Origin of the sequence: Streptomyces seoulensis (assembly GCF_004328625.1) — a bacterium.
GTDB lineage: Bacteria > Actinomycetota > Actinomycetes > Streptomycetales > Streptomycetaceae > Streptomyces > Streptomyces seoulensis.
The window spans coordinates 3,524,707-3,547,561 of sequence record NZ_CP032229.1 but is presented as its reverse complement, the minus strand read 5'-3'; the positions used below and the strand labels follow the sequence as shown (position 1 = coordinate 3,547,561).

General features: G+C 71.4%; 22 protein-coding genes, 1 rRNA gene and 1 pseudogene. 5 read left to right on the top strand and 19 right to left on the bottom strand.

Features of this window, described 5'->3' with window-relative positions:
- The first annotated feature begins 59 nt into the window (after window positions 1–59).
- Window positions 60–311 carry a hypothetical protein gene (locus tag D0Z67_RS16520; RefSeq protein WP_031183183.1) on the top strand — a complete coding sequence of 84 codons (252 nt, stop codon included), beginning with the start codon at window positions 60–62 and terminating at the stop codon, window positions 309–311.
- 13 nt (window positions 312–324) lie between these two features.
- Window positions 325–1,494: an SPFH domain-containing protein gene (locus D0Z67_RS16515; protein WP_031183184.1), complete on the top strand. Its 1,170-nt coding sequence runs from the start codon at window positions 325–327 to the stop codon at window positions 1,492–1,494.
- Window positions 1,495–1,546: 52 nt separating this feature from the next.
- Here the strand turns inward: D0Z67_RS16515 and hemB are convergent, their stop codons facing one another.
- The 9 genes from hemB to D0Z67_RS16470 all read right to left on the bottom strand — a co-directional run bounded on the left by hemB (window position 1,547) and on the right by D0Z67_RS16470 (window position 11,267).
- On the bottom strand, window positions 1,547–2,539 hold the full coding sequence (gene hemB / locus D0Z67_RS16510; RefSeq protein ID WP_031183185.1) for a porphobilinogen synthase: 993 nt from the start codon (window positions 2,537–2,539) through the stop codon (window positions 1,547–1,549).
- Window positions 2,540–2,617: 78 nt separating this feature from the next.
- Entirely contained in the window at window positions 2,618–3,208 is a 591-nt protein-coding gene (locus D0Z67_RS16505; protein ID WP_234312895.1) for a hypothetical protein, read from the bottom strand.
- A 171-nt stretch (window positions 3,209–3,379) separates the two neighbouring features.
- Window positions 3,380–4,264 (bottom strand): DNA-processing protein DprA, encoded by an 885-nt coding sequence (locus D0Z67_RS16500; protein ID WP_031183187.1) that lies wholly within the window; start codon window positions 4,262–4,264, stop codon window positions 3,380–3,382.
- A gap of 68 nt (window positions 4,265–4,332) precedes the next feature.
- The gene (locus D0Z67_RS16495) at window positions 4,333–5,289 is read right to left on the bottom strand and encodes a helix-turn-helix domain-containing protein (protein ID WP_031183188.1); all 957 of its coding nucleotides are present in this window, start codon (window positions 5,287–5,289) and stop codon (window positions 4,333–4,335) included.
- Between the two features lie 353 nt (window positions 5,290–5,642).
- Window positions 5,643–7,346, bottom strand: a complete 1,704-nt coding sequence (locus D0Z67_RS16490) for a bifunctional uroporphyrinogen-III C-methyltransferase/uroporphyrinogen-III synthase (RefSeq protein ID WP_031183189.1) — start codon at window positions 7,344–7,346, stop codon at window positions 5,643–5,645.
- Window positions 7,343–8,302: a hydroxymethylbilane synthase gene (hemC, locus tag D0Z67_RS16485; protein WP_031183190.1), complete on the bottom strand. Its 960-nt coding sequence runs from the start codon at window positions 8,300–8,302 to the stop codon at window positions 7,343–7,345. Before hemC ends, D0Z67_RS16490 begins: the two co-directional genes overlap by 4 nt.
- Entirely contained in the window at window positions 8,299–10,008 is a 1,710-nt protein-coding gene (locus D0Z67_RS16480) for a glutamyl-tRNA reductase (RefSeq protein ID WP_031183191.1), read from the bottom strand. The genes hemC and D0Z67_RS16480 overlap by 4 nt, the downstream gene beginning before the upstream one ends.
- Entirely contained in the window at window positions 10,005–10,763 is a 759-nt protein-coding gene (locus tag D0Z67_RS16475; protein WP_031183192.1) for a redox-sensing transcriptional repressor Rex, read from the bottom strand. Before D0Z67_RS16475 ends, D0Z67_RS16480 begins: the two co-directional genes overlap by 4 nt.
- Window positions 10,764–10,985: 222 nt before the next feature.
- Window positions 10,986–11,267, bottom strand: a complete 282-nt coding sequence (locus D0Z67_RS16470; RefSeq protein WP_031183193.1) for a glutaredoxin family protein — start codon at window positions 11,265–11,267, stop codon at window positions 10,986–10,988.
- A gap of 117 nt (window positions 11,268–11,384) precedes the next feature.
- Here D0Z67_RS16470 and D0Z67_RS16465 point away from each other — a divergent pair, with 117 nt between their 5' ends.
- From D0Z67_RS16465 to D0Z67_RS16455, 3 genes are all read left to right on the top strand, one after another.
- Window positions 11,385–12,311 carry an HAD family hydrolase gene (locus tag D0Z67_RS16465; protein WP_078873593.1) on the top strand — a complete coding sequence of 309 codons (927 nt, stop codon included), beginning with the start codon at window positions 11,385–11,387 and terminating at the stop codon, window positions 12,309–12,311.
- 301 nt (window positions 12,312–12,612) lie between these two features.
- Window positions 12,613–13,398 (top strand): ECF subfamily RNA polymerase sigma factor, BldN family, encoded by a 786-nt coding sequence (locus tag D0Z67_RS16460; protein ID WP_031183195.1) that lies wholly within the window; start codon window positions 12,613–12,615, stop codon window positions 13,396–13,398.
- 167 nt (window positions 13,399–13,565) lie between these two features.
- Window positions 13,566–14,813, top strand: coding sequence for a DUF5667 domain-containing protein (locus tag D0Z67_RS16455; protein WP_031183196.1), 1,248 nt, complete (start codon window positions 13,566–13,568; stop codon window positions 14,811–14,813).
- Window positions 14,814–14,925: 112 nt separating this feature from the next.
- On the opposite strand, the gene D0Z67_RS16450 is transcribed toward D0Z67_RS16455, so the two are convergent.
- The 10 genes and pseudogenes from D0Z67_RS16450 to rrf form a co-directional block, all read right to left on the bottom strand.
- A complete protein-coding gene (locus tag D0Z67_RS16450) occupies window positions 14,926–15,942 on the bottom strand; it encodes a lysophospholipid acyltransferase family protein (RefSeq protein WP_031183197.1) in 1,017 nt (338 codons plus the stop codon).
- Between the two features lie 14 nt (window positions 15,943–15,956).
- A complete protein-coding gene (locus D0Z67_RS16445) occupies window positions 15,957–17,018 on the bottom strand; it encodes an NAD-dependent epimerase/dehydratase family protein (RefSeq protein ID WP_031183198.1) in 1,062 nt (353 codons plus the stop codon).
- A gap of 154 nt (window positions 17,019–17,172) precedes the next feature.
- Window positions 17,173–17,271 (bottom strand): 30S ribosomal protein bS22, encoded by a 99-nt coding sequence (locus D0Z67_RS16440; protein ID WP_003948845.1) that lies wholly within the window; start codon window positions 17,269–17,271, stop codon window positions 17,173–17,175.
- A 133-nt stretch (window positions 17,272–17,404) separates the two neighbouring features.
- Entirely contained in the window at window positions 17,405–17,617 is a 213-nt protein-coding gene (locus tag D0Z67_RS16435; RefSeq protein ID WP_051781202.1) for a helix-turn-helix domain-containing protein, read from the bottom strand.
- Between the two features lie 129 nt (window positions 17,618–17,746).
- Window positions 17,747–18,562, bottom strand: a complete 816-nt coding sequence (locus tag D0Z67_RS16430) for a phosphatase (protein WP_031183200.1) — start codon at window positions 18,560–18,562, stop codon at window positions 17,747–17,749.
- A 98-nt stretch (window positions 18,563–18,660) separates the two neighbouring features.
- A complete protein-coding gene (locus tag D0Z67_RS16425) occupies window positions 18,661–19,833 on the bottom strand; it encodes an acetoin utilization protein AcuC (RefSeq protein ID WP_031183201.1) in 1,173 nt (390 codons plus the stop codon).
- Window positions 19,784–21,046 (bottom strand): annotated as a pseudogene (locus D0Z67_RS16420) (MFS transporter); the annotation flags it as partial. The pseudogene D0Z67_RS16420 and the gene D0Z67_RS16425, both read right to left, overlap by 50 nt.
- A gap of 63 nt (window positions 21,047–21,109) precedes the next feature.
- Window positions 21,110–21,868: a VC0807 family protein gene (locus tag D0Z67_RS16415; RefSeq protein WP_031183203.1), complete on the bottom strand. Its 759-nt coding sequence runs from the start codon at window positions 21,866–21,868 to the stop codon at window positions 21,110–21,112.
- Between the two features lie 92 nt (window positions 21,869–21,960).
- Window positions 21,961–22,605 (bottom strand): HAD family hydrolase, encoded by a 645-nt coding sequence (locus tag D0Z67_RS16410; RefSeq protein WP_031183204.1) that lies wholly within the window; start codon window positions 22,603–22,605, stop codon window positions 21,961–21,963.
- A gap of 64 nt (window positions 22,606–22,669) precedes the next feature.
- Window positions 22,670–22,786: ribosomal RNA gene (rrf, locus tag D0Z67_RS16405) — 5S ribosomal RNA — on the bottom strand.
- Between the last annotated feature and the right edge of the window lie 69 nt (window positions 22,787–22,855).

The window sequence follows — 22,855 nt, the reverse complement described above, 5'->3', positions numbered from 1 at the left end:
GTCATCGGCAGGTCTATCGTCGGACCGAGGGACCAGAAACGACGGGAGGCAGCCGGGCGATGGCACAGGACGAAGCCGTGATCGGCTGCACGGGGGAACTGCTCATCGGCACGCGTGGCTCCGCCGGTCCCGGCGAGATCCTGGTGCGGGTCAGAGGCGGCTCCGAGACCTTCCTCGCCTGGTCGCAGGAGCCGCTGCCGCGCGGGGCGACCGTGCTCGTGATCGAGTCACGAGGGTTCCGTGAGGTCGATGTCATCGCGTGGGGCGATCCATTGGACACGCTGGGCGGGCTGTCCGCCGGCGTCGACTGAGGAGACGAGCAGTATGTTCGGTTACCGCGTTCCCGCACCCGACGAGGCGATGCTGATCTCGGGAGGCCGGCGGGGACTGGGGGGCGCACCGTTCCGGGTGGTGACGGGGCACGGCAAGTTCGTGCTCCCCGTCTTCCGCAAGGTCCGCTTCCTCACGCTGTCGATGTGCGAGGCCGAGGTCACCGAGACCTGTGTGACCAAGCAGGGCATCGCCCTGCACGTCCGCGCCGTGATCGCGTTCAAGGTCGGCAACGACTCGGAGAGCATCATCAACGCCGGTCAGCGCTTCCTCTCCGACCAGGAGCAGATGTCGGTGCTGACGGGGCGGATCTTCGCGGGCCACCTGCGCGCGATCATCGGCTCCATGACGGTCGAGGAGATCGTCACCGAGCGGCAGAAGCTCGCGGCCGAGGTGCTGGACACCTCGAAGATGGAGATGGCCAAGATCGGCCTGATCGTGGACTCGCTCCAGATCCAGTCGATCGACGACGGCAACACCGGTTACATCGACGCGATGTCCGCCCCGCACAAGGCGGCCATCCGGCGCCAGGCCCAGATCGCCCAGGCCCAGGCCAACCAGGCCGCCGCCGAGGCGGAGCAGGTCGCGGCCCGCAAGCAGGCGGAGTACGCCCGGCAGACCGCGGTGGTCCAGGCGGAGTACTCGGCGCAGGTGGACCGCGCCCAGGCCGAGGCCGCGCAGGCCGGTCCGCTGGCGCAGGCGCACGCCCAGCAGGAGGTGCTCGCCGCGCAGACCGAACTGGCGCTGCGCAAGGCGAAGTTGCGTCAGCAGGAGCTGGTCGCGGAGATCGTGAAGCCCGCTGAGGCGGAGGCGGAGCGGGTCCGGGTGCTCGCCATCGCGGACGCCGAGCGGATGAAGATCCAGGCGGAGGCGGCGGCCTCGCACGACCGGGTCGCGCTGGACCGGATGCTGATCGACCAGCTTCCGCAGATCGTGAAGGAGGCCGCGGGCGGCCTCAAGGGCGCCAACGTCAACGTACTGAACGGCGCGGACGGCCTCGGCGAGATAGCGGCCGGCCTGGTCGCCCAGGGCCTGACGATCCTGGACTCGGTCCGCAACAACCTCAGCGGCCAGAACGGCAACCAGCCGTCCGACGCCGAGCAGCACAACGGCCGGCTGGAGATACAGGGCCCGCGCACCGCGGAAGGCGAGGGGGCGAAGTAGCGGACCCCGGTCACCGCGCGGCACCACCAGCGGCGCGGTGACCGGCGACTCGCTAGCGCAGCTTCCGCGCCACCTCGGTGGCCCAGTAGGTGAGGATGTTCCGCGCCCCGGCCCGCTTGATCCCCGTCAGGGACTCCAGGATGGCCCGGTCGCGGTCGATCCAGCCCTTCTCGGCGGCGGCCTCGATCATCGAGTACTCGCCGGAGACCTGGTACGCGGCGACCGGCACGTCCACCGCGTCGGCGACCCGCGCCAGGATGTCCAGGTAGGGCCCGGCCGGCTTGACCATGACCATGTCCGCGCCCTCGGCGAGGTCCAGCTCCAGCTCGCGCAGCGACTCGCGGAGGTTGGCCGGGTCCTGCTGGTAGGTCTTGCGGTCGCCCTGGAGGGACGAGCCGACGGCCTCCCGGAAGGGCCCGAAGAAGGCGGAGGCGTACTTCGCGGTGTACGCGAGGACCGCCACGTCCTCCCGGCCGATCTGGTCCAGCGCGTCCCGGACGACACCGATCTGGCCGTCCATCATGCCGCTCGGGCCCACCACATGGGCGCCCGCGTCGGCCTGGACCTGGGCCATCTCGGCGTACCGCTCCAGCGTGGCGTCGTTGTCGACGCGGCCCTCGGCGTCCAGCACACCGCAGTGGCCGTGGTCGGTGAACTCGTCCAGGCACAGGTCGGCCATGACCAGCAGTTCGTCGCCGACCTCGGCGCGCACGTCGCGCAGGGCGACCTGGAGGATGCCGTCGGGGTCGGTGCCCGGCGTGCCGAGCCCGTCCTTCTTCGCTTCCTCCGGCACCCCGAAGAGCATGATCCCGGAGACGCCCGCCTCGGCGGCCTCCAGCGCTGCCTTCTTCAGGCTGTCGCGGGTGTGCTGCACGACACCGGGCATCGCCCCGATCGGCACCGGCTCGCTCACGCCCTCCCGGACGAACGCCGGAAGGATGAAGTCGGCCGGATGCAGCCGCGTCTCCGCGACCATCCGACGCATGACGGGCGAGGTCCGCAGCCGCCGCGGCCGCGCACCGGGAAAGGAACCGTACTTCGACATGCCTTCTACGCTACGCCCGCTCATCCCGTGCCTTTACCGACGCGCAGTCGGGCCCCGGGTATCACTCCGACTCCACCGTCAGCAGTGGTTCCACGGCCGCAGCGGGCAAGCTTCCCAGGAGAAGCGGCGCAGCCTCGCCTGCTGCACGTGAATCGCGGTGTCTCCGTAATCGGAGTTGAGATGTCGCCCGAGGACGACGACAGCCACACTGCCGGCACCGGCGGCCTTCAGCGCAGCAGAGGCGGACTGGGCGTGGCTGCCGGTGGTCCAGGTGTCGTCGATCAGCAGAATGTTCTCTCCCCAGATCGCCGACGATGTATAGCGCGCCGATGACGCCACGCGTCCCAGCGCGGCAGCCGCAGGCGTCGGGGTGAGTAACTCACGGTATCGGTCACGCGTGACTCCGACCATGTCGGCGACCAAGGTCCGCAGAGGATGATCAGGGCGCCCGCTGGTGCTGGGTACCGTGGTCACGGTGTCGAATCCAGGAACGGCACAGTGGGTGGCGATGCACTCTTCGTGCATGGCCACGAAGCGCCAAAGGACTGCTGCCAGTCCCATACGGAAATACTGCTGCTGGGGACCCACGGCATTCTTGTAGCGCCAGAGTTCATTGGCGTACTGCTCGCCCTTGAGGGCGAGGCTCACGGGGGCGACGGCGTCCGCCACCCCCGTTCCGAGGATCCTGCCGGCCTCGGAGCAGGGCCAGCAGGTCGGATAACCGGCCTTGGCCGGACCACGGCAGACCTGGCACACACCGGGGCCGTGCAACAGGGGATGGACGAGGAAGTTGGCGTACCGGGCGGACAACCCGACAACAGTGGTCACCGAGTCCGCCGGCTATGTCCAGGTCAGCTCGCCCGTGGCGGGGACGAGCGAGTCGAGGTGGCTGAACACGTCGTCGGGGCCGTCGATGATGGTGGTGTTGGGTCTGGTCGCGTACTCCCGCGCCCACTCGTGAGTCATGAGTGAGCGCATGAGGAACACTCGGCGGCCGTGTTCCAGAGCGAGACGGGCCTGCATGCGGGCCCCGCTCCGGTAAGCCGCCTCGATCACGACCGTGGCGAGGCTGTAACCGCTCATCACGGCGTTGCGCATGGGGAACGCAGTCTTCGACGGTGACGCGTCGGGCCAGAACTGGGAGATCAGCATCCCCTTCTCCGCGATCTCCCTCTGGAGCCGAGCGTTCTGCGCGGGGTAGGCATGGCGCAGGCCGGTGCCGATGACCGCGACTGTACGCCCCCCCGCGGCAAGAGCAGCCCCGTGCGCGGCCGTGTCGACACCGGCTGCCAGGCCGCTGACGACAGTGACACCCCGTTCTGCCAGGCCGCCCGCGATCGCCCGGGCGTGGGCGGTGCCTTGCGCCGTCGGCGTACGGGTGCCGACGACCGCTACGCGCAGGTCGTCGTCGACGGGGTTCCCTCGGAGGAACAGGAACGGTGGGCGCTGGTGGACGAGCCTCAGGAAGAGCGGATAGTCCTCGTCCAGGATCGTGACCAGTCGCATGCCTTCGCGCTCCCAGCCGGCGATCTCAGCGGCGACGCCGTCCAGATCCGCCGAGGGCACGGTATCGAAAAGAGCGCCTTGCCCGGAACCGTCGAGTGAGTTCTCCAGCACCTCGCGGGCACTGCCGACACTCTCGATCTGGTCGGTGAGCTCGGACCAGGGGCGATCGCCACGTCGCAGCAGGGCGACGAGGGAGGCACGCTCCAGTTCCCGGTCCATGCCGCAAGTATAGGAATGCCGCCCCGGCAGCCGGGCGGCATGGGGCATCCGCGCGGACAGGCAGGTGCTCATGCCGCACACGTCGCCGGGACGAAGGCCCGGCAGTCCCTGCACCGCCCCGGCTCGGCCGCCCGGAATCCCCGGTCGCAGCCGTCGCAGTTCCGCATGGGATGGGCGGCCGTGGCGGACGGGGCGGGCGGCGCGGTGAGCGCGGGCAGGGGTGGCGGGAGCTGGTTCCGCAGGCGGTAGGCGATCAGCGCCGCCGGGCTCTCCAGGACCGCGGGCAGGCCCGCCGTCAGCGTGTGGATCACGGTGGAGGCGCCCGCGCCGACGTCGAACCAGGCCGTGACGGCGGGCGCGAGCCGGTGCACGTCCCGGCGGGACAGCGTGAGCCGGGCGTCGGTGCGGCGCAGGCCAGCTAGCAGCGTGACGGCCCGGTCGTCGCGGGGGTGGGGTGCGGTTTCGTCGGCGGGCGGGTCGGGCTGGTCCGCCCGCGCCGGGGCGGCGGGTGCCTCGGGCACCCGCGGTGCCGGGGGCACGGGGTCAGCCCAGCCCTCGCCCCGGTCGTCCTCCTGCGGCGCGGCCTGGGCGTCGCGTGAGGGCCGGGGCACCGGCCTGCGGGCTCGCGGCGCCGCTCCGGTGCCGGGCACGGCGGGCACCCGGTGCGGGAGGTGGTGTGCGTAGGTACGGGTGACGATGCGCCCGGACTCCGTACGCTCCCGCACCCTGCGCAGATACCCGTGCGTCTCCAGCTCCCGCAGGGCGAAGGCGATCCGGTCCCGGCCCTCGGGGAACCGCTCGGCGAGGCTGCGGATGTCGACGGGGGCGCCCTCGGGCAGCGACAGGATGTGCGCGGCCAGCCCGATGGCGGTCAGCGACAGCACGGGGTGCTGGAGGAGGTGGTTGCCGACGACCGTGAACCGGTCCGGCTGCTGGGCCCGTACGTGAGTGACACCGGACGGGGTGTCCGTGCGGCGAACCTCGTGAATCCGGCGCGGGACGGGGTTAGGCTTCATCTCAGCCATGGGGAAGGGTCTTTCTTCCTCTTTGGTCAGGCCCTCGCACTGGGATTGCCGTCCCGGCGGGGGCCGAAGTATGTGTGGGGTTGTCGAGGCGCGTCAACGCCTCGGTGTGAGAGTGCACCCCAACGGCTGCGCCGCGCCAGCCGGTTCACGCCTTTTCACCCGGCCGAGTGATCGACTCGGGGTTTGGCCGGTAGGCAGGTTCTTTCACCCGGTTCTTTGGTTCTTTTACGTCCCGCGGCCCCGGTCCTCATCCCACCGGAACACATGAGCCCGGACGCCGGTGAAGCCCTGGGGACGAGAGAAGCGGGGTGCCCCCGGAAGGGACACCCCGCTCACACACACCTCGGCAGACCTCAGGTCGTCGTACGGCGCCTGCGCGCACCGGGCCGGCGCTCGCTGGGCCGGGTGACCGGGTCGCCCGCCTCCAAGGCCGACGTACGGCGCTTCGTGCCGAACGCGGCCAGTGCCTCGGCCAGCTTGTGGACGGAGGGCTCCGGGGCCATCACGTCCACGCGGAGACCGTGTTCCTCGGCCGTCTTGGCGGTCGCGGGGCCGATGCAGGCGATGACCGTCACGTTGTGCGGCTTGCCCGCGATGCCGACCAGGTTGCGGACCGTGGAGGACGAGGTGAAGAGCACGGCGTCGAAGCCGCCGCCCTTGATCGCCTCACGGGTCTCCTGCGGCGGCGGCGACGCGCGGACCGTGCGGTACGCGGTGACGTCGTCCACCTCCCAGCCCAGCTCGATCAGGCCGGCCACCAGCGTCTCGGTGGCGATGTCGGCACGCGGCAGGAAGACACGGTCGATCGGGTCGAAGACCGGGTCGTAGGGCGGCCAGTCCTCCAGCAGGCCCGCGGCCGACTGCTCGCCGCTCGGCACCAGGTCCGGCTTCACACCGAAGGCGATCAGCGCGGCGGCGGTCTGCTCGCCCACCGCGGCCACCTTGATGCCCGCGAAGGCACGCGCGTCGAGCCCGTACTCCTCGAACTTCTCCCGGACCGCCTTGACGGCGTTGACCGAGGTGAACGCGATCCACTCGTAGCGGCCGGTGACCAGGCCCTTGACCGCGCGCTCCATCTGCTGCGGGGTGCGCGGCGGCTCGACGGCGATCGTCGGGACCTCGTGCGGCACCGCGCCGTAGGAGCGGAGCTGGTCGGAGAGCGAGGCGGCCTGCTCCTTGGTGCGCGGGACGAGGACCTTCCAGCCGAACAGCGGCTTGGACTCGAACCACGAGAGCTGGTCGCGGCGGGCGGCGGCGGACCGCTCGCCGACCACGGCTATGACCGGGCGGCCGCCGTCCGGGGACGGCAGCACCTTGGCCTGCTTCAGCGTCTGCGCGATCGTGCCCAGCGTCGCCGCCCAGGTGCGCTGGCGGGTCGTCGTACCGGCGACCGTGACGGTGAGCGGGGTGTCCGGCTTGCGGCCCGCCGACACCAGCTCGGCGGCGGCGGCCGCGACGGAGTCCAGCGAGGTGGAGACGACCACCGTGCCGTCCGAGGCACCCACCTCCGTCCAGCACCGGCCGGAGGCGGTACGCGCGTCCACGAACCGCACGTCGGCGCCGTGCGCGTCGCGCAGCGGGACACCGGCGTACGCGGGCACGCCGGTCGCGGCGGCGACACCCGGGACGACCTCGAAGGGCACCCCGGCGGCGGCGCAGGCGAGCATCTCCTCGGCGGCGTCGGTGTCCAGTCCCGGATCACCGGCGACCGCACGGACCACCCGCCTGCCGCCCCGTGCGGCCTCCATGACAAGATGAGCCGCATCCTGGGCAGCGGCCGGGGCCACAGCGGGAGTTGACGCACCGTCAACGACCGTGAGCTGCGGTGCGCCCGGGAGCGCGTCCGGGGAGGAGGCCGCCTCCGTCGGCACGACGGAGACGCCCTGCCGGGCGTGCGTCCGGATCACGTCGAGCACCTCGTGCTCGGCGACCAGGACGTCCGCGTGGGACAGCGCCTCCACGGCGCGCAGAGTCAGCAGTCCCGGATCTCCGGGTCCGGCACCCAGGAAGGTGACGTGCCCGTGCTCGGGACCGGCGGGAAAGGCGGTGGGGCTCAATGTGCTCGCTCCCCCATCAGACCGGCCGCGCCCTGGGCGAGCATCTCGGTGGCGAGTTCGCGCCCGAGTGCCATCGCCCCGTCGTGCGTCAGGGGCACGGAACCGGTGGTGGACTGCTGCACCATCCGCGAGCCGTCGGTCGTGCCGACGACGCCGCGCAGGCGCATTTCCTTGATTACAGGCCCGTCGGTCAGAAGGTCGGCCAGCGCACCCACGGGGGCGCTGCAGCCGGCTTCCAGCGCGGCGAGCAGTGACCGCTCGGCGGTGACGGCGGCCCGCGTGTGCGGGTCGTCGAGTTCGCCGAGGGCGGCGACGAGGTCCGCGTCGGATGCCGCGCACTCGATCGCCAGGGCCCCCTGGCCGGGGGCGGGCAGGACCGTGTCGACCGACAGGAAGTCGGTCACCTCGTCGGTCCGGCCGATCCGGTTGAGCCCGGCGGCGGCGAGCACGACGGCGTCCAGCCGTCCCTCGTGGACGTACCCGATGCGGGTGTCCACGTTGCCGCGGATCGCCACCGTCTCGATGTCCAGACCGTGGGTCCGCGCGTACGCGTTGAGCTGGGCCATGCGGCGCGGCGAACCGGTGCCGATGCGCGCGCCGCGCGGCAGGTCGGTGAACTTCAGCGCGTCGCGGGCCACGATCACGTCCCGCGGGTCCTCCCGCACCGGCACGGCGGCCAGCGCGAGCTCCTCGGGCTGCGTGGTCGGCAGGTCCTTGAGCGAATGAACCGCGAAGTCCACCTCGCCGCGCACCAGCGCGTCCCGCAGCGCCGTGACGAACACCCCGGTGCCGCCGATCTGCGCCAGCGCCTCCCGGGAGACGTCGCCGTACGTGGTGATCTCGACCAGCTCGACGGGCCGGCCGGTCACCCGGCTCACGGCGTCCGCCACCTGCCCGGACTGGGCCATGGCGAGCTTGCTCCGCCTCGTCCCCAGTCGCAGTGCCTTGTCAGTCATGCCGGTCGGTCCTTCTCGTCTGTGTTGTCCACGGCCCGCGAGACGGCGGCGACCGTCTCCGGGTCGAGGTCGAACAGGGTGCGCAGCGCGTCCGCGTACCCGGTGCCTCCGGGCTCGGCCGCGAGCTGCTTGACCCGTACGGTCGGCGCGTGCAGCAGCTTGTCCACCACGCGGTGCACGGTCTGCCGGATCTCGCCGCGCAGGCGGTCGTCCAGGCCGGGCAGGCGTCCGTCGAGCCGCGCGATCTCGGCGGCGACGACATCGGCGGCCATGGTGCGCAGCGCGACCACGGTGGGAGTGATGTGCGCCGCCCGCTGTGCCGCGCCGAACGCCGCGACCTCGTCGGAGACGATACGCCGAACCTGGTCCACGTCGGACGCCATCGGGGCGTCGGCGGACGCCTCGGCGAGCGACTCGATGTCCACCAGGCGCACCCCGGCCAGCCGGTGCACGGCCGCGTCGATGTCGCGGGGCATGGCGAGGTCGAGGAGGAAGACGGCGGGGGCCGGGCGCGGGATGCCGGCGACCGGCTCGGGCCTGCGGTACTCGGGTACGCGGCCCGCGGTGGCGGCGGCCTCGGCGAGCGCGGTGATCAGCCCGGCGTCGGCCTCGGGGGTGAAGCGTCCGCCCGCGTCGTGCTCGCGGCCCTGCTCCAGCAGCGAGGTGCCCTCGCCGACCCAGGCGGCGTGCTGCTCCAGGGTGGCCGCGTCCATCCCGGCGACGGCGGCCTCGCCGTGCACCGAGAAGCCGGGCGTGCCCTGCACGGAGGCCAGGTCCAGCGGGCAGTTCTCCTCGGTGCCGGCACTGGTCGGCGGCAGCTCGGCGACGCCGGGCCCGGTGGTGGCCTCCGCGTCGGCCGCCGGCTCCCCGGTACGGCCCGCGACCGCCTCGGCGACGGCGTCCGCCGTCAGCACCAGACCGGTCGCGCCGGTACAGGAGACGACCACGTCGGCACGTGTAAGTTCCGCCGCCACCGCGTCCATCCGGACCGCGCGGGCGGTGGCGCCCTCGGCGTCGGCGAGGATCTCGGCGAGCCGCTCGGCGCGCTCGAAGGTGCGGTTGGCGACGACGATCTCGCCGACCCCCGCCCGCGCCAGCGTGGCGGCGGCCAGCGACGACATCGACCCGGCACCGATGACCAGCGCGGTACGGCCGCGCGCCCAGCCCGGCACGTCGGTGCTCGCGGCGAGCTGCTCCAGGCCGAAGGTGACCAGGGACTGACCGGCGCGGTCGATGCCGGTCTCGGAGTGGGCGCGCTTGCCGACCCGCAGGGCCTGCTGGAACAGGTCGTTCAGCAGCCGCCCGGCGGTGTGCAGGTCCTGGGCGCGGGCGAGGGCGTCCTTGATCTGGCCGAGGATCTGCCCCTCGCCGACGACCATGGAGTCCAGCCCGCAGGCCACCGAGAACAGGTGGTGGACGGCGCGGTCCTCGTAGTGCACGTACAGGTACGGCGTCAGCTCTTCCAGGCCGACCCCGCTGTGCTGGGCGAGCAGCGTGGACAGCTCGGCGACACCGGCGTGGAACTTGTCGACGTCGGCGTACAGCTCGATGCGGTTGCAGGTGGCGAGCACCGCGGCCTCGGTGGCCGGGTCGGCGGCGACGGTGTCCTGGAGCAGCTTGACCTGCGCGTCCGCGTTCAGCGCGGCCCGCTCCAGCACGCTGACCGGGGCACTGCGGTGGCTCAGCCCTACGACGAGGAGGCTCATGCCGGCATCACGGCGGGCACGTCCCCGTCGGGTCCCTGGTTCGCGGCGCCCGCGCGCTTGGCGGGTACGGCGCCGTCGCCGGAGGCGGTCTCCTCGCCGGCCTTGCGCTGCTCGTGGAAGGCGAGGATCTGCAGCTCGATGGAGAGGTCGACCTTGCGCACGTCGACGCCGTCCGGGACGGTCAGCACGGTCGGCGCGAAGTTCAGGATGGAGGTCACCCCGGCGGCCACGAGCCGGTCGCAGACCTGCTGGGCGGCACCGGCGGGGGTGGCGATGACTCCGATGGAGACGCCGTTGTCCTCGATGATCTTCTCGAGTTCGTCGGTGTGCCGCACCGGGATGCCAGCGACCGGCTTGCCGGCCATCGCCGGGTCCGCGTCTATCAGCGCCGCGACCCGGAAACCGCGCGAGGCGAAGCCGCCGTAGTTGGCGAGGGCCGCGCCCAGGTTTCCGATACCGACGATGACTACGGGCCAGTCCTGGGTGAGACCCAGCTCACGGGAGATCTGGTAGACGAGGTACTCCACGTCGTACCCGACACCGCGGGTGCCGTAGGAGCCCAGGTAGGAGAAGTCCTTGCGGAGCTTGGCGGAGTTGACGCCCGCCGCCGCGGCCAGTTCCTCGGAGGAGACCGTGGGGACCGAGCGCTCCGACAGGGCCGTCAGCGCACGGAGGTACAGCGGAAGCCGGGCGACGGTGGCCTCGGGAATCCCTCGGCTGCGGGTCGCCGGTCGGTGAGTTCGGCCAGTTGCCACGGTGCTCCTGCGGGTAGAGCGGGGCTGCGAGCGGTCATGCTTCCCCGGACCGCCCCGTCGACAAGAAGGCTATGTCTTTGTGAACGTGTGCACAAAGATGGTGTCCGATTTGCCCGGCCAACGTGACCGGGGTCACGCATGCCCGTTGCGGGGCCCTACCTGGGGGCAAAGCTACACACTCGCCGCGTTTCGCACCCCTCAAGGCCCCTTTCGCGCCGTCCGTCACCCGGTCAGCGCGCGGCGCAGCCGTCCCTCGTCCACCCGCCAGAAGGTGTGCTGCTCGCCGTCGACCAGCACCACCGGGATCTGCTCCCAGTACTGGTCGTGCAGCGCGCGGTCCTCGGTGATGTCCCGTCCCCGCCAGGGCACGCCGAGGTCGCCGCAGACCTTCTCGATCACGGCCTGCGCGTCGTCGCACAGATGACAGCCGGGCTTGCGGATCAGGGTGACCAGCCGCTCCTGGGGGGCGGCCTTCCGCCGGAAGAGGGGACTCATACGGGTCATTGTCCCGCCCCACGCACCCGTCCCGGCCCCTGCCCGGAGCGATACGTATGCCCGGAGTTCACAGACTCCGAACCTCTCGGCTCCGGAACCGCGATACGGACTGGCTATGCTCACGCCATGGCCGCTCTTGGATGGCTCACCCCCCGTAGGCGCTCCGCCACGGCGCGGAGCGTGTTGGCAGGCGAGGCTTCCGCGGAGGCCGCCCGCAAGTCCTCGCAGGAAAGCCCGGAACTCGCCGACGCCGCGCGGGAACCGGAGTTCCCCGTGCTCGGCGACGACCGGGCCGCCGCCTTCTTCGACCTCGACAACACCGTGATGCAGGGCGCCGCGCTGTTCCACTTCGGGCGCGGTCTGTACAAGCGGAAGTTCTTCGAGACCCGCGAACTCGCCCGGTTCGCCTGGCAGCAGGCGTGGTTCCGGCTGGCCGGGGTCGAGGACCCCGAGCACATGCAGGAGGCCCGCGACTCGGCGCTCTCCATCGTCAAGGGCCACCGCGTGGCCGAGCTGGAGACGATCGGCGAGGAGATCTACGACGAGTACATGGCCGACCGCATCTGGCCCGGCACCCGCGCGCTCGCCCAGGCCCACCTGGACGCGGGCCAGAAGGTCTGGCTGGTGACGGCGGCCCCGGTGGAGATCGCCCAGGTCATCGCCCGCCGCCTCGGCCTCACCGGCGCGCTGGGCACGGTCGCGGAGTCCGTCGACGGCGTCTACACCGGCCGCCTGGTCGGCGAGCCGCTGCACGGCCCGGCCAAGGCGGAGGCGGTACGGGCACTGGCCGCCGCGGAGGGGCTCGACCTCTCCCGCTGCGCCGCGTACAGCGACAGCCACAACGACATCCCGATGCTCTCCCTGGTCGGCCACCCCTACGCGATCAACCCGGACGCCAAGCTGCGCCGGCACGCCCGCGACAAGGACTGGCGGCTGCGCGACTACCGCACCGGCCGCAAGGCCGCCAAGGTCGGCATCCCGGCGGCCGCCGGGGTCGGCGCGGTGGCGGGCGGCACGGCCGCGGCGATCGCCCTGAGCCGCCGCCGGCGCTGAGCCGGCCGGGACTCCCCGGCAACCCGGCTCCCGCGCGCCCGAAGTATGCATCCAGCCTTCGAACACGCCTCAGCTTTCACAGAAATCAGCCCAGTTTCGATCAACAAGCGATCACATTCAGCAAGTTGAAAGGTCGTCAATCGCTAACACAGGCGACCTAATCGACGATTTGAGCAACTGGGTGTAGCAGGGTCTACACGAAGCGTTATTCTCCTCAGACGCAAACCGGTACCCCTCCGTCGTCACGACGGGTGAAAGGGCCCGTACTGCACGTGATGGAAGCTCTGCCTCTGGGAGTCCCGTGTACCCACACGTCGGGGTTGACGCCTCGGGCCTGGCTACGCTGCGCGCAACTGTCGCAACGGTCAAAGAGACGCTGCGCGGCCTCGTCCCCACCGCGCACACCGTCCCCGCCTTCGCCGGCGCCGGTGCCGCACCCCTCGGTCCGTGCTACGCACTGGCCGAACGCGGCGCGGCCGTCGGCAGACGTGCCCGCTCCACGGGCGCGCCCGCCGCCCGCCGGCCGGCCGCGGACAGTGACAGCGCCCGCATGATGGACCTGGTCGAACGCGCCCAGGCAGGAGAGGCCGACGCGTTCGGCCGCCTCTACGACCAGTACAGCGACACCGTGTACCGGTACATCTACTACCGGGTCGGCGGCAAGGCCACGGCCGAGGACCTGACCAGCGAGACCTTCCTGCGCGCCCTGCGCAGGATCGGCACCTTCACCTGGCAGGGCCGCGACTTCGGCGCCTGGCTGGTGACGATCGCCCGCAATCTGGTCGCCGACCACTTCAAGTCCAGCCGCTTCCGGCTGGAGGTCACCACCGGCGAGATGCTCGACGCCAACGAGGTCGCGCGCTCCCCGGAGGACTCCGTCCTGGAGTCGCTCTCCAACGCCGCGCTGCTGGACGCGGTGCGCCGGCTCAACCCCCAGCAGCAGGAGTGCGTGACACTGCGCTTCCTCCAGGGCCTGTCGGTCGCGGAGACCGCGCGGGTGATGGGCAAGAACGAGGGCGCCATCAAGACGCTCCAGTACCGGGCCGTGCGCACCCTCGCCCGGCTCCTCCCGGAAGACGCCCGCTGAGACCGGCCGCCCCGCGACGCAGAGCGACACCCAACTCACCCTTGGTGAAAGTGAGTTGGTTCTGCGATCCGGCGGCCGCTCGTGCGTAACCCAAGTGCCGAGCCGCTCGTTGTGCGGGATACAGGCTCCCTGTGAGTCGACCGTCATGACGAGAGGAGGTGCCGCCAGTGATTGCGAACGTATCGGCGCACCGGCGGGCGAACGCCTTCGCCCAGGCCCTGGAGGAACAGTCCGACCGGGACACGGCGGCCGAGCATCCACACCGGGCGGGACCGGCGCCCGCCGAGGACAGATCCGATCAGGGCGAGCTGCTGGCCCTGGCGGAGGGTCTCGGTGAGCTGCCCAGGCCCCAGCTCGACCCGGAGGTCAAGGTCGTCCAGCGGGCCCAGTTGGTGGCCGCGATGGAGGCCATGCTCCAGGAGGGCACCCTGGGCGGAGCGGCCCCGGCGTCGGTGCCCGGCCAGCGTTCCCCCGGCCGGGGCGCGCACCGGGCAGGCCCGCTGAGCAAGCTGCGCCCCAGGTCCCGGCTGGCCAAGGGGCTCACCGCGGGCGGGCTCAGCGTGGGCGTGGCCGCCGGCGCCTTCGGCGGAGTGGCCGCCGCCAGCTCCGAGGCCCTGCCCGGCGATTCGCTGTACGGACTGAAGCGCGGCATCGAGGACTTCCAGCTCAACTACCTCAGCCAGGGCGACGGGGAGCGCGGCCAGGCGTACCTGGACCACGCCTCCACCCGGCTGAACGAGGCCCGCAGGCTGATGGAGCGGGACCGCGGCGGCCGGCTGGACCACGAGTCCATCGGCGAGATCCGCCGCACCCTCTCCGGCATGCGCAACGACGTCACCGAGGGCCACCGCCTGCTGCACGCGGCCTACGAGGCGGACCCCGACTCCCTCGGCCCGATCCAGGCCCTCTCCACCTTCTCCCGCTCGCACCGCGAGGTGTGGAGCACGCTGAGCGACCGGCTCCCGCTGCAGCTCGGCGACATGAAGGAAGAGGTCTCCTCGGTCTTCGACGCCATAGACGAAGAGGTCGCCCCGCTGGAGTCCCTGCTGCCCAAGCCGCCCGCCACCAAGGGCGACGACGGTCACAGCGGCAAGCGTCCCGGCGTGGCCCGGTCCGGCTCCGCCGGCGGCCACCGGTCAGGCTCCCCGAGCACCGGTGGCACCCCGAGCGCGGGCAAGGACCGGGACAGCAGCCCCGGCACCCCGAGCGGCTCCGCCACCGGCGACAGCGGCGACGGCCTGCTGGGCGGCAACACCGGCGGCCTGCTGGACCCGCCGAAGACCGGCGGCTCCGAGGGCGGTTCGCCGTCCGCGGGCAAGTCGGCCAACCCGTCGGGCAAGCCGGACGTCACCCTGCCGCCGCTCCTGCCGGGCCTCCTGCCCGGCCTGGGCATCGACGGCAAGGACGCCGAGTAGCCCGAGTAGCCCGTAGCGCGTACGAAAACGGGGCGCCCCCATCCGAGCGGGGGCGCCCCGCTTTCGTCGTACCAGCCGGAATCCGGAAGAACTCAGAAGAACGCAGAAGAACTCAGAAGAACACCGAACGCCGCTGCACCAGCAGCTTGTACAGCGTGTGCTGGATCTGCTCGCGGACCTGGTCGGTGAGGTTGAACATCAGCATCGGGTCCTCGGCCGCCTCCGGCGGATACCCGTCCGTGGGGATCGGCTCGCCGAACTGGATGGTCCACTTCGTCGGCAGCGGGATCGCCCCGAGCGGCCCGAGCCAGGGAAAGGTCGGCGTCAGCGGGAAGTACGGGAAGCCCAGCAGCCGCGCCAGCGTCTTGGCGTTGCCGATCATCGGGTAGATCTCCTCGGCGCCGACGATCGAGCACGGGATGATCGGCACCCCCTGCCGCAGCGCGGTGGAGACGAATCCGCCCCGGCCGAACCGCTGGAGCTTGTACCGCTCCCCGAACGGCTTGCCGATCCCCTTGAATCCCTCCGGCATCACCCCGACCAGCTCGCCCTGGCCCAGCAGCCGTTCGGCGTCCTCGGCGCAGGCCAGGGTGTGACCGAGCTTGCGGGCCAGCTCGTTGACGACCGGCAGCATGAACACCAGGTCGGCCGCGAGCAGCCGCAGATGCCGGCCGGCCGGATGCCGGTCGTGCACGGCGACCTGCATCATCAGCCCGTCCAGCGGCAGCGTCCCGGAGTGGTTGGCGACGATCAGCGCGCCGCCCTCGGCCGGGATGTTCTCGATGCCCTTCACCTCGACCCGGAAGTACTTCTCGTACACCGGGCGCAGCAGGGACATCAGGACCTGGTCGGTCAGCTCCTCGTCGTACCCGAAGTCGTCGACCTCGTAGTCCCCGGTGAGCCGGCGGCGCAGGAAGGCGAGGCCGCGCGCGACCCGCTGCTCCAGGGCGTCGGCAGCCTCGGGGGCGCGCTCCAGCGCCGGGGGCTCCTCCTCCGGGGCGTCCGCTCTGGTGGGCAGCGGCTGGACCGCGCCGGGCCGGCCGCCCGTGCTGCGGCGGCGCTGCGGCCGCTGTCCCGCGCCCCCGCGGGACCGGTCGTCGTCGAACGGAATGACCTTGGCGTCCGCCATCGTTGCCGCTCTCCTCAGTTGGCGCCGGGCTGCGGGACACGTGCGCCGCTCCCGGCGGTGAGCACGGCGACCCGGTCGACGGCCTCCGCGAGCGTCCCGGGCGGCAGCAGCCCGGGACCCTGTCCGCGCGCGAAGTCCGCGAACGTCTCCGCCGTCGTGTACGTGGGCACGAACCCGAGGGTGTCGCGCATCTGGCCGGTGTCGACCACCCGGCCGTGGGTGAGCAGCCGGATCTGCTCGGGTGAGAAGTCCGTCATACCGAGCGTACGCACCAGCGACCCGGCCCAGGTGACCGCGGGCAGCAGCAGCGGCACGGTGGGCCGGCCCAGCCGGCGCGAGCACTGCGAGAGCAGCAGCACACCGTCTCCGGCGATGTTGAAGGTGCCGCTGTTGAGGGTGCCCCGGCGCGGCTCGTGCGCGGCGATCCGCAGCACCTCGATCACGTCGTCCTCGTGCACGAACTGCAGCCGGGGGTCGTAGCCCAGCACGGTCGGCAGCACGGGCAGCGCGAAGTAGGAGGCGAGCGGGGTGTCCGGGGTGGGGCCGAGGATGTTGGCGAACCGCAGCACGCACACCGCGACGTCGGGGCGGCGCCGGGCGAACCCGCGTACGTACCCCTCGACCTCGACGGCGTCCTTGGCGAAGCCGCCGCTGGGCAGCGACTTGGCGGGGGTGGTCTCGGTGAAGACGGCCGGGTCGCGCGGGGCGGAGCCGTAGACGTTGGTGCTGGACTTCACCACCAGTCGCTTGACCCCGGGTGACTTCTGGCACGCGCCGAGCAGCTGCATGGTGCCGATGACGTTGGTCTCCTTGACCGAGGCCCGGCCGCCGCCGCCGAGGGCGGTGCCGGTCACGTCCATGTGGACGACCGTGTCGGCGCCGGTCTCCGCGAGCACCCGGGCGACGGTCGGCTGCTGGATGTCCGCCTGGACGAACTCCGCCCCGCCGAGGTCGTGCGCGGGCGGTACGGCGTCCAGGGCGATCACCCGGTCGACCTCCGGGTCCCGCTGGACGCGCCGTACGAACCGGCCGCCGAGCTGCCGGGCGGCTCCGGTGACGAGCACGACCTTTCCCAAGACCAGCGCCTCTCTTCCGCGTCCACGTCCGCGTTCCCCGTGTGCGGCCAACCTATCGGGTGGATGTCACCAAGAGGTGACCCGGACATGCCGGTGGCCCCCCGCCCTTGTCGGACGGGGGGCCACACGGGAACGCGTCTTCGCGCGGTGCCGCTTACTTCTTGTTGCGGCGCTGAACGCGCGTGCGCTTGAGCAGCTTGCGGTGCTTCTTCTTGGCCATCCGCTTACGCCGCTTCTTGATAACAGAGCCCACGACTACCCTCGCTCACTTCTCATGACTCGGTTGCTGGGCGCCATGGGCCCATACGACCTACGAGGGGTCAGCCTACCCGCCCGAGCGCCGTGGTCGTAATCGAGGGCTTGTTCCGGGATCTTCCGGACCGCCGTCAGGCCGTTTCCACCCCCACGTAGCTCTCCCGGAGGTACTCGTGAACCGCTTGCTCGGGGACGCGGAAGGACCGCCCCACCCGGATCGCGGGCAGATGACCGCTGTGCACCAAGCGGTACACGGTCATCTTCGACACTCGCATCACCGAGGCGACTTCCGCCACGGTGAGGAACTGGACCTCGTTCAACGGCCTCTCGCCTGCACCAGCCATGACCCACCTGAACCTTCCGCACTCGACGGCCACCGGCTTCCCCTTCCGGTGACTCTTCGTCGTTGCGTGCTCACTCCCCAGACTAGGGGCGGGTGATGCGAATGGGGAAGAGGTGTCCCCATCGGCGGCCTACTGTGACAGACACGCTCGTTTGAGTACGTAGCGGGTGAGCGGGCGGTAGTGACCAGACCGTACGGCGTCATCAAGCGGAACGACGACGGACACCGTCCCCTGGGCCTCGCCGACGAAGGGCGCGGGGTCGTCGGAGTCGGCCAGACCGATCGCCTCGAACCCCAACTGACCTGCGCCGCAGACCCATCCGTGATCTCCGACCACCAGACCGGGCAGGGGTCCGCCGGACTCCGCCGCGGCCGCCAGCGCGAGCCGAACCGGGAGCGGGGAATGGCTGTGCGCACCCGGCTCACCACCCCGGCGCCCGCTCGCCGGTTCCCGCACCAGGGCAACCCCTCGTACGTAGTCGAGGTGGTGCGTGCGTAGACCGAACCGGGTCAATATGTCGACACAGCGACCCTGCGCAGGAGTGAGAATCTCACATCCCGCCGCCGACACCGCGTCCGCGAGCGCGGCGTAGAACCCCAGGAGCTGCCGCGGATGCCCGGTGCCGAACAGCACCGGCACCCCCCGCCGGACCGCGCCGGCGATCGCCAGCGCGAAGGCGTCCAGCGCGGCGAGGGTGCGCTCCGGGTCGATCACGTCCTGGCCCGAAGTATGCAACGGATCGGCCGAGACCCCACACCGGTCCGCCATCAGGCCGAGCAGTTCCCGCTGTCCCCAGGACCGTTCGGGATCGATCCCGATCAGCGCGCGGGGGTCGCGCGCGGCGAACAGCCGGTAGTTGCGGAGGCTGTCCTCCCGCGCGGTCGCGACCTCCCCGGCGAGACGGGCGGCGAGCAGATGCGCGCGCAGGGCACCGGTGTCCAACACGGGTGCGATGGTGGCCCATCGGCCGCCCGGACGGCGGCGGAACGGGCGAAGACCGCACGGTTGGCGTAACGATTACTCGCCGCGCCCGGCAGCCGGTTTCACGCCAGCAGACCGCGCAGCGGGAACGCCGAGCGCCGGGTGGCCAGCACCGCCTGGTCGAGCCGGTCGGCCGGGTCGTACCCCGACTCCCAGGACGGCCAACTCACCGGCCAGCGACCGTCGGTCATCCGCTGCGGCCCCAACTGACGGGTGCGTGCGTACACTTCCTGCCGCCAGCCCTCGGGGATCACCGTCTCCGGCGCGATCTCCCGCCCGGCCGCGACGCCCACGAGATGCGTCCACGATCTCGGCACCACGTCGACCACCGCGTACCCGCCGCCGCCCAGCGCCAGCCACTTGCCGTCCGCGTGAGCGTGCGCCAGCTCGTGACAGGCCAGTTGCACCGCCCGCTGCGCGTCCAGCGAGACCGCGAGATGCGCGAGCGGGTCCTCGAAGTGCGTGTCCGCCCCGTGCTGCGACACCAGCACCTGCGGCCGGAACTCCGCCAGCAGCTCCGGCACCACCGCGTGGAACGCCCGCAGCCACCCGGCGTCCCCGGTCCCGGCGGGCAGGGCCACGTTCACCGCCGCCCCCTCCCCCGCGCCCGCGCCCGTCTCCTGCGGCCACCCGGTCGCAGGGAACAGCGTCCGGGGATGCTCGTGCAGCGAAATGGTCAGCACCCGGGGGTCCTCCCAGAACGCCGCCTGCACCCCGTCCCCGTGATGCACGTCCACATCCACGTAGGCGACCCGCTCCACGCCCAGCTCCAGCAGCCGGGCGATGGCCAGCGCCGCGTCGTTGTACACACAGAACCCGGACGCCCCGCCCGGCATCGCGTGGTGCAGCCCGCCCGCGAAGTTCACCGCGTGGTCCGCGTCCCCGCGCCACACCGCCTCGGCCGCCGCCACCGACTGCCCCGCGATCAGCGCGGACACCTCGTGCATCCCGGCGAACGCCGGATCGTCGACCGTCCCCAGCCCGTACGACCCGTCCGCCGCGCGCGGGTCCGCCGACGCGGTCCGCACCGCGTCGATGTAGTCCTCCCGGTGCACCAGCCGCAGCGTCGACTCCCCGGCCGGCTTGGCCGCCACGATCTCCAGCTCCCGGTCCAGGCCGAGGGCCGCCACCAGCTTCCGGGTCAGCTCCAGCCGCACCGGAGCCATCGGATGGTCCGGGCCGAAGTCATAGCCCGTTACTGCCTCGTCCCACATCAACTGTGCGCGGCCGCTCATGCCCGCCACCGTATCGGTCGCCCCCGGACGCGAACGACCGGGCGTACACAGTCGTCACCAGCACGAGTGCCATCGGTACGAGCATCGCGCCCCGGTAGCTCCACGCCTCCCCGAGCGCCCCCACCAACGGCGAACCGACCAGAAAACCGACGTAGTTGAAGATGTTGAGCCGCGCCACCGCCGCGTCCGACGCCCCCGGGAACAACCGGCCCGCCGCCGCGAACGTCTGCGGAACCAGCACGCACAGCCCGATCCCCAGCAGGGTGAACCCGAGCATCCCCACCCAGGCCCCCGGCGCCACCGCCACCACCACGAACCCGCAGGCCGCCACCAGCGCCCCCAGCCGCACCACCGCCACGGCCCCGAACCGCCGCACCCCGAGATCCCCGACGGCCCGCCCCACCAGTGTGGTCACCATGTACACGTTGTATGGAACGGTCGCCAGCTGCTCCGACCCGCCCAGCACGTCCTTGACGTACTTCGCGCTCCAGTTGGAGACCGTCGAGTCCCCGATGTACGCGAACGTCATCACCAGACACAGCGGCAGCAGCAACCGGAAGGCGACACCCTTGGTCTCGCCCGTCTCCTCCTGTGCCGCCGCCTCGCCGTCGACATACCAACGGCTCCCCACCAGCACGGCCGGCAACAGCACAACCACGACCGGGAGATACGACATCCACAGCGTCAACTCCTCGTGCGCACCCACCCAGGCGAGCGAGGCCCCGAGGATGCCGCCCAGGCTGTACGCCGCGTGGAAACTGAGCATGATGCTGCGCCCGTACGCCCGCTGGAGACTCACCCCGAGCATGTTCATGGAGGCGTCCAGCATCCCCACCGACAGCCCGAACACCCCCAGCACCACGGCCAGCTCCGCCACCTGGTCCCCGGCACCGACACCGAGCAGCGCCAGCAGCACCACCGGCTGGGACCAGCGCAGCAGCCGGCTGGGCCGCACCCGGCGCACCAGCCGCTCGGTCGTCACGCTCCCGACCCCGGCCAGGATCGGCACGGCCGCCAGGAACACCGGCAGCAGCCCGTCGGACACCCCGTACCGGTCCTGCATGGCCGGGATGCGCGTCACCAGCAGGGCGAAGGCGACACCCTGCACGAAGAAACCGAACGCCAGCGAGGCCCTGCCCCGCCGCAGCACGTCAGTCATGGCGGCGAGCGTAGGGCCCCGGGCGGTGCGCTGAACAGATCCGGCCAAAGATGAGTTGGGCTCATCTTCGGCCGGTGCGGGGAGATTGCGGGCGGATGCGGGCGGACTCGGGTCGCGTCAGGCCGCGGCGGCGAGCGCGGTGTGGCCGTCCTGGGCCGACTCGGTCGGGCCGGCCGGCTCGTCGTGCTTCTCGGCGGCTTCCGCGCTCAGCAGGCACTCCATCGGCCCGACCGCGACCGCGCCGCTCACCACGAAGGTCACCACCATGACCACACCCATCAGCACCCCACCGAGCCACACCATGGTGTCGACGGGAATGGTGTACGCCCCCACCACACGCGCCACGCACTCCAGCAGCAGCGCCACCCCCCACACCAGGGAGAACGCCCGCTCCTTGCGCCGGAAGGCGGCCGACCCCGCCGAGCCCCCGCTGGTGAGCCGCTGCCAGGCCCCCTCCCTGGCGGAGTCCCCCTTCACCAGGAACGGCTTCATCCCCTCGGTCATCATCGGCCGCCCGAGAACCACGGAGACCAGGATGCCGATGGCGACCGTGCTGCTGACCGCCCCGTCCTTGGCGAGCATCAGCCGCGGGTCCCCGGAGACGAAGCTCAGCGCCAGCCCGGCCACGTTCACGGTCAGGATCAGCAGCGCGAGACCGTTGGCCGTCCGCTCCCGCACCAGGCTCCACACGGTCCGCAGCGCGGGCCCGACACTGCTCCAGGCGAGCGCGGCGAACGTGCTCATCCCGAAGGCTTCCTTGAAGACGTAGTACGAGCCGAGCGGCAGCGCCACGTCGATGAGCAGAGGCTTGAAGTTCTCGAGCACGCTCGGCCGACGACCGCTGTCCTGGCTCTGGTTCCCCGTGTTCTTCGTCATGCCCTCAGCTTCGCGCCCGAGGAGGCCCGGCCGACAGAAACGAACGTCCAGAGGTCGGCATGACATCCGTCAGGTCCGCGCGATGGCCACGGTCACACCAGCAGGTCAGTCAACTCGCCCATGCTGGAGAAGAGTTGAGTGGCGTCCGCGAGCTTCTCCGGCGGGGTCATCGCGGTGAACCCGTACACGTCCATCCCGGCCGCCCGAGCCGCCTGGACGCCCAGCGGGGAGTCCTCCACGACGAGGCATCGTTCGGGGGCGACTCCCATCCGCTCGGCCGCGTACAGGAACAGGTCGGGGGCGGGCTTGCCCCGGCCGACGTCCTGCGAGCTGAAGATACGGTCGTCGTCGAACCACCGGTCCAGCCCGGTCACCCGGTGCCCGACCCGAATCCGCTCATGGCTCCCGGAAGAGGCCACGCAGTACGGCACCCCGTCGGCGGTCAGCTTCTCCAGCACCCCTGCGACGCCGGCCACGGGCCGCAGCTCCTCCTCGAAGGCCGCGAACACCCTGGCGTGGAAGACGTCGTCGAAGTCCTCGGGCAGCTTCTCCCCGGTGCGCTCCAGCACGGTGTCGTGCACGCGGTGCATGGCGGCGCCCATGTAGTCCCGAAGCGACTCGTCGTATGTCGTCGGGTGGCCCAGCTCGGTCAGATAGGCGGCCAGATGCCGATTGGAGATCGGCTCGCTGTCCACCAGGACGCCGTCATTGTCGAAAAGGATGAGGTCGTAACGCATACGCCCGACCCTAAACGCAGAAAACCCCCGCACCAAAAGGTGCGGGGGTTTTCTCTTAAAATTAGTTCGGCGGCGTCCTACTCTCCCACAGGGTCCCCCCTGCAGTACCATCGGCGCTGTGAGGCTTAGCTTCCGGGTTCGGAATGTAACCGGGCGTTTCCCTCACGCTATGACCACCGAAACACTATGAAACAATCAAACCGTCATGTGTGGCACATGAGGCTGTTCGTGGTTTCAGAACCAACACAGT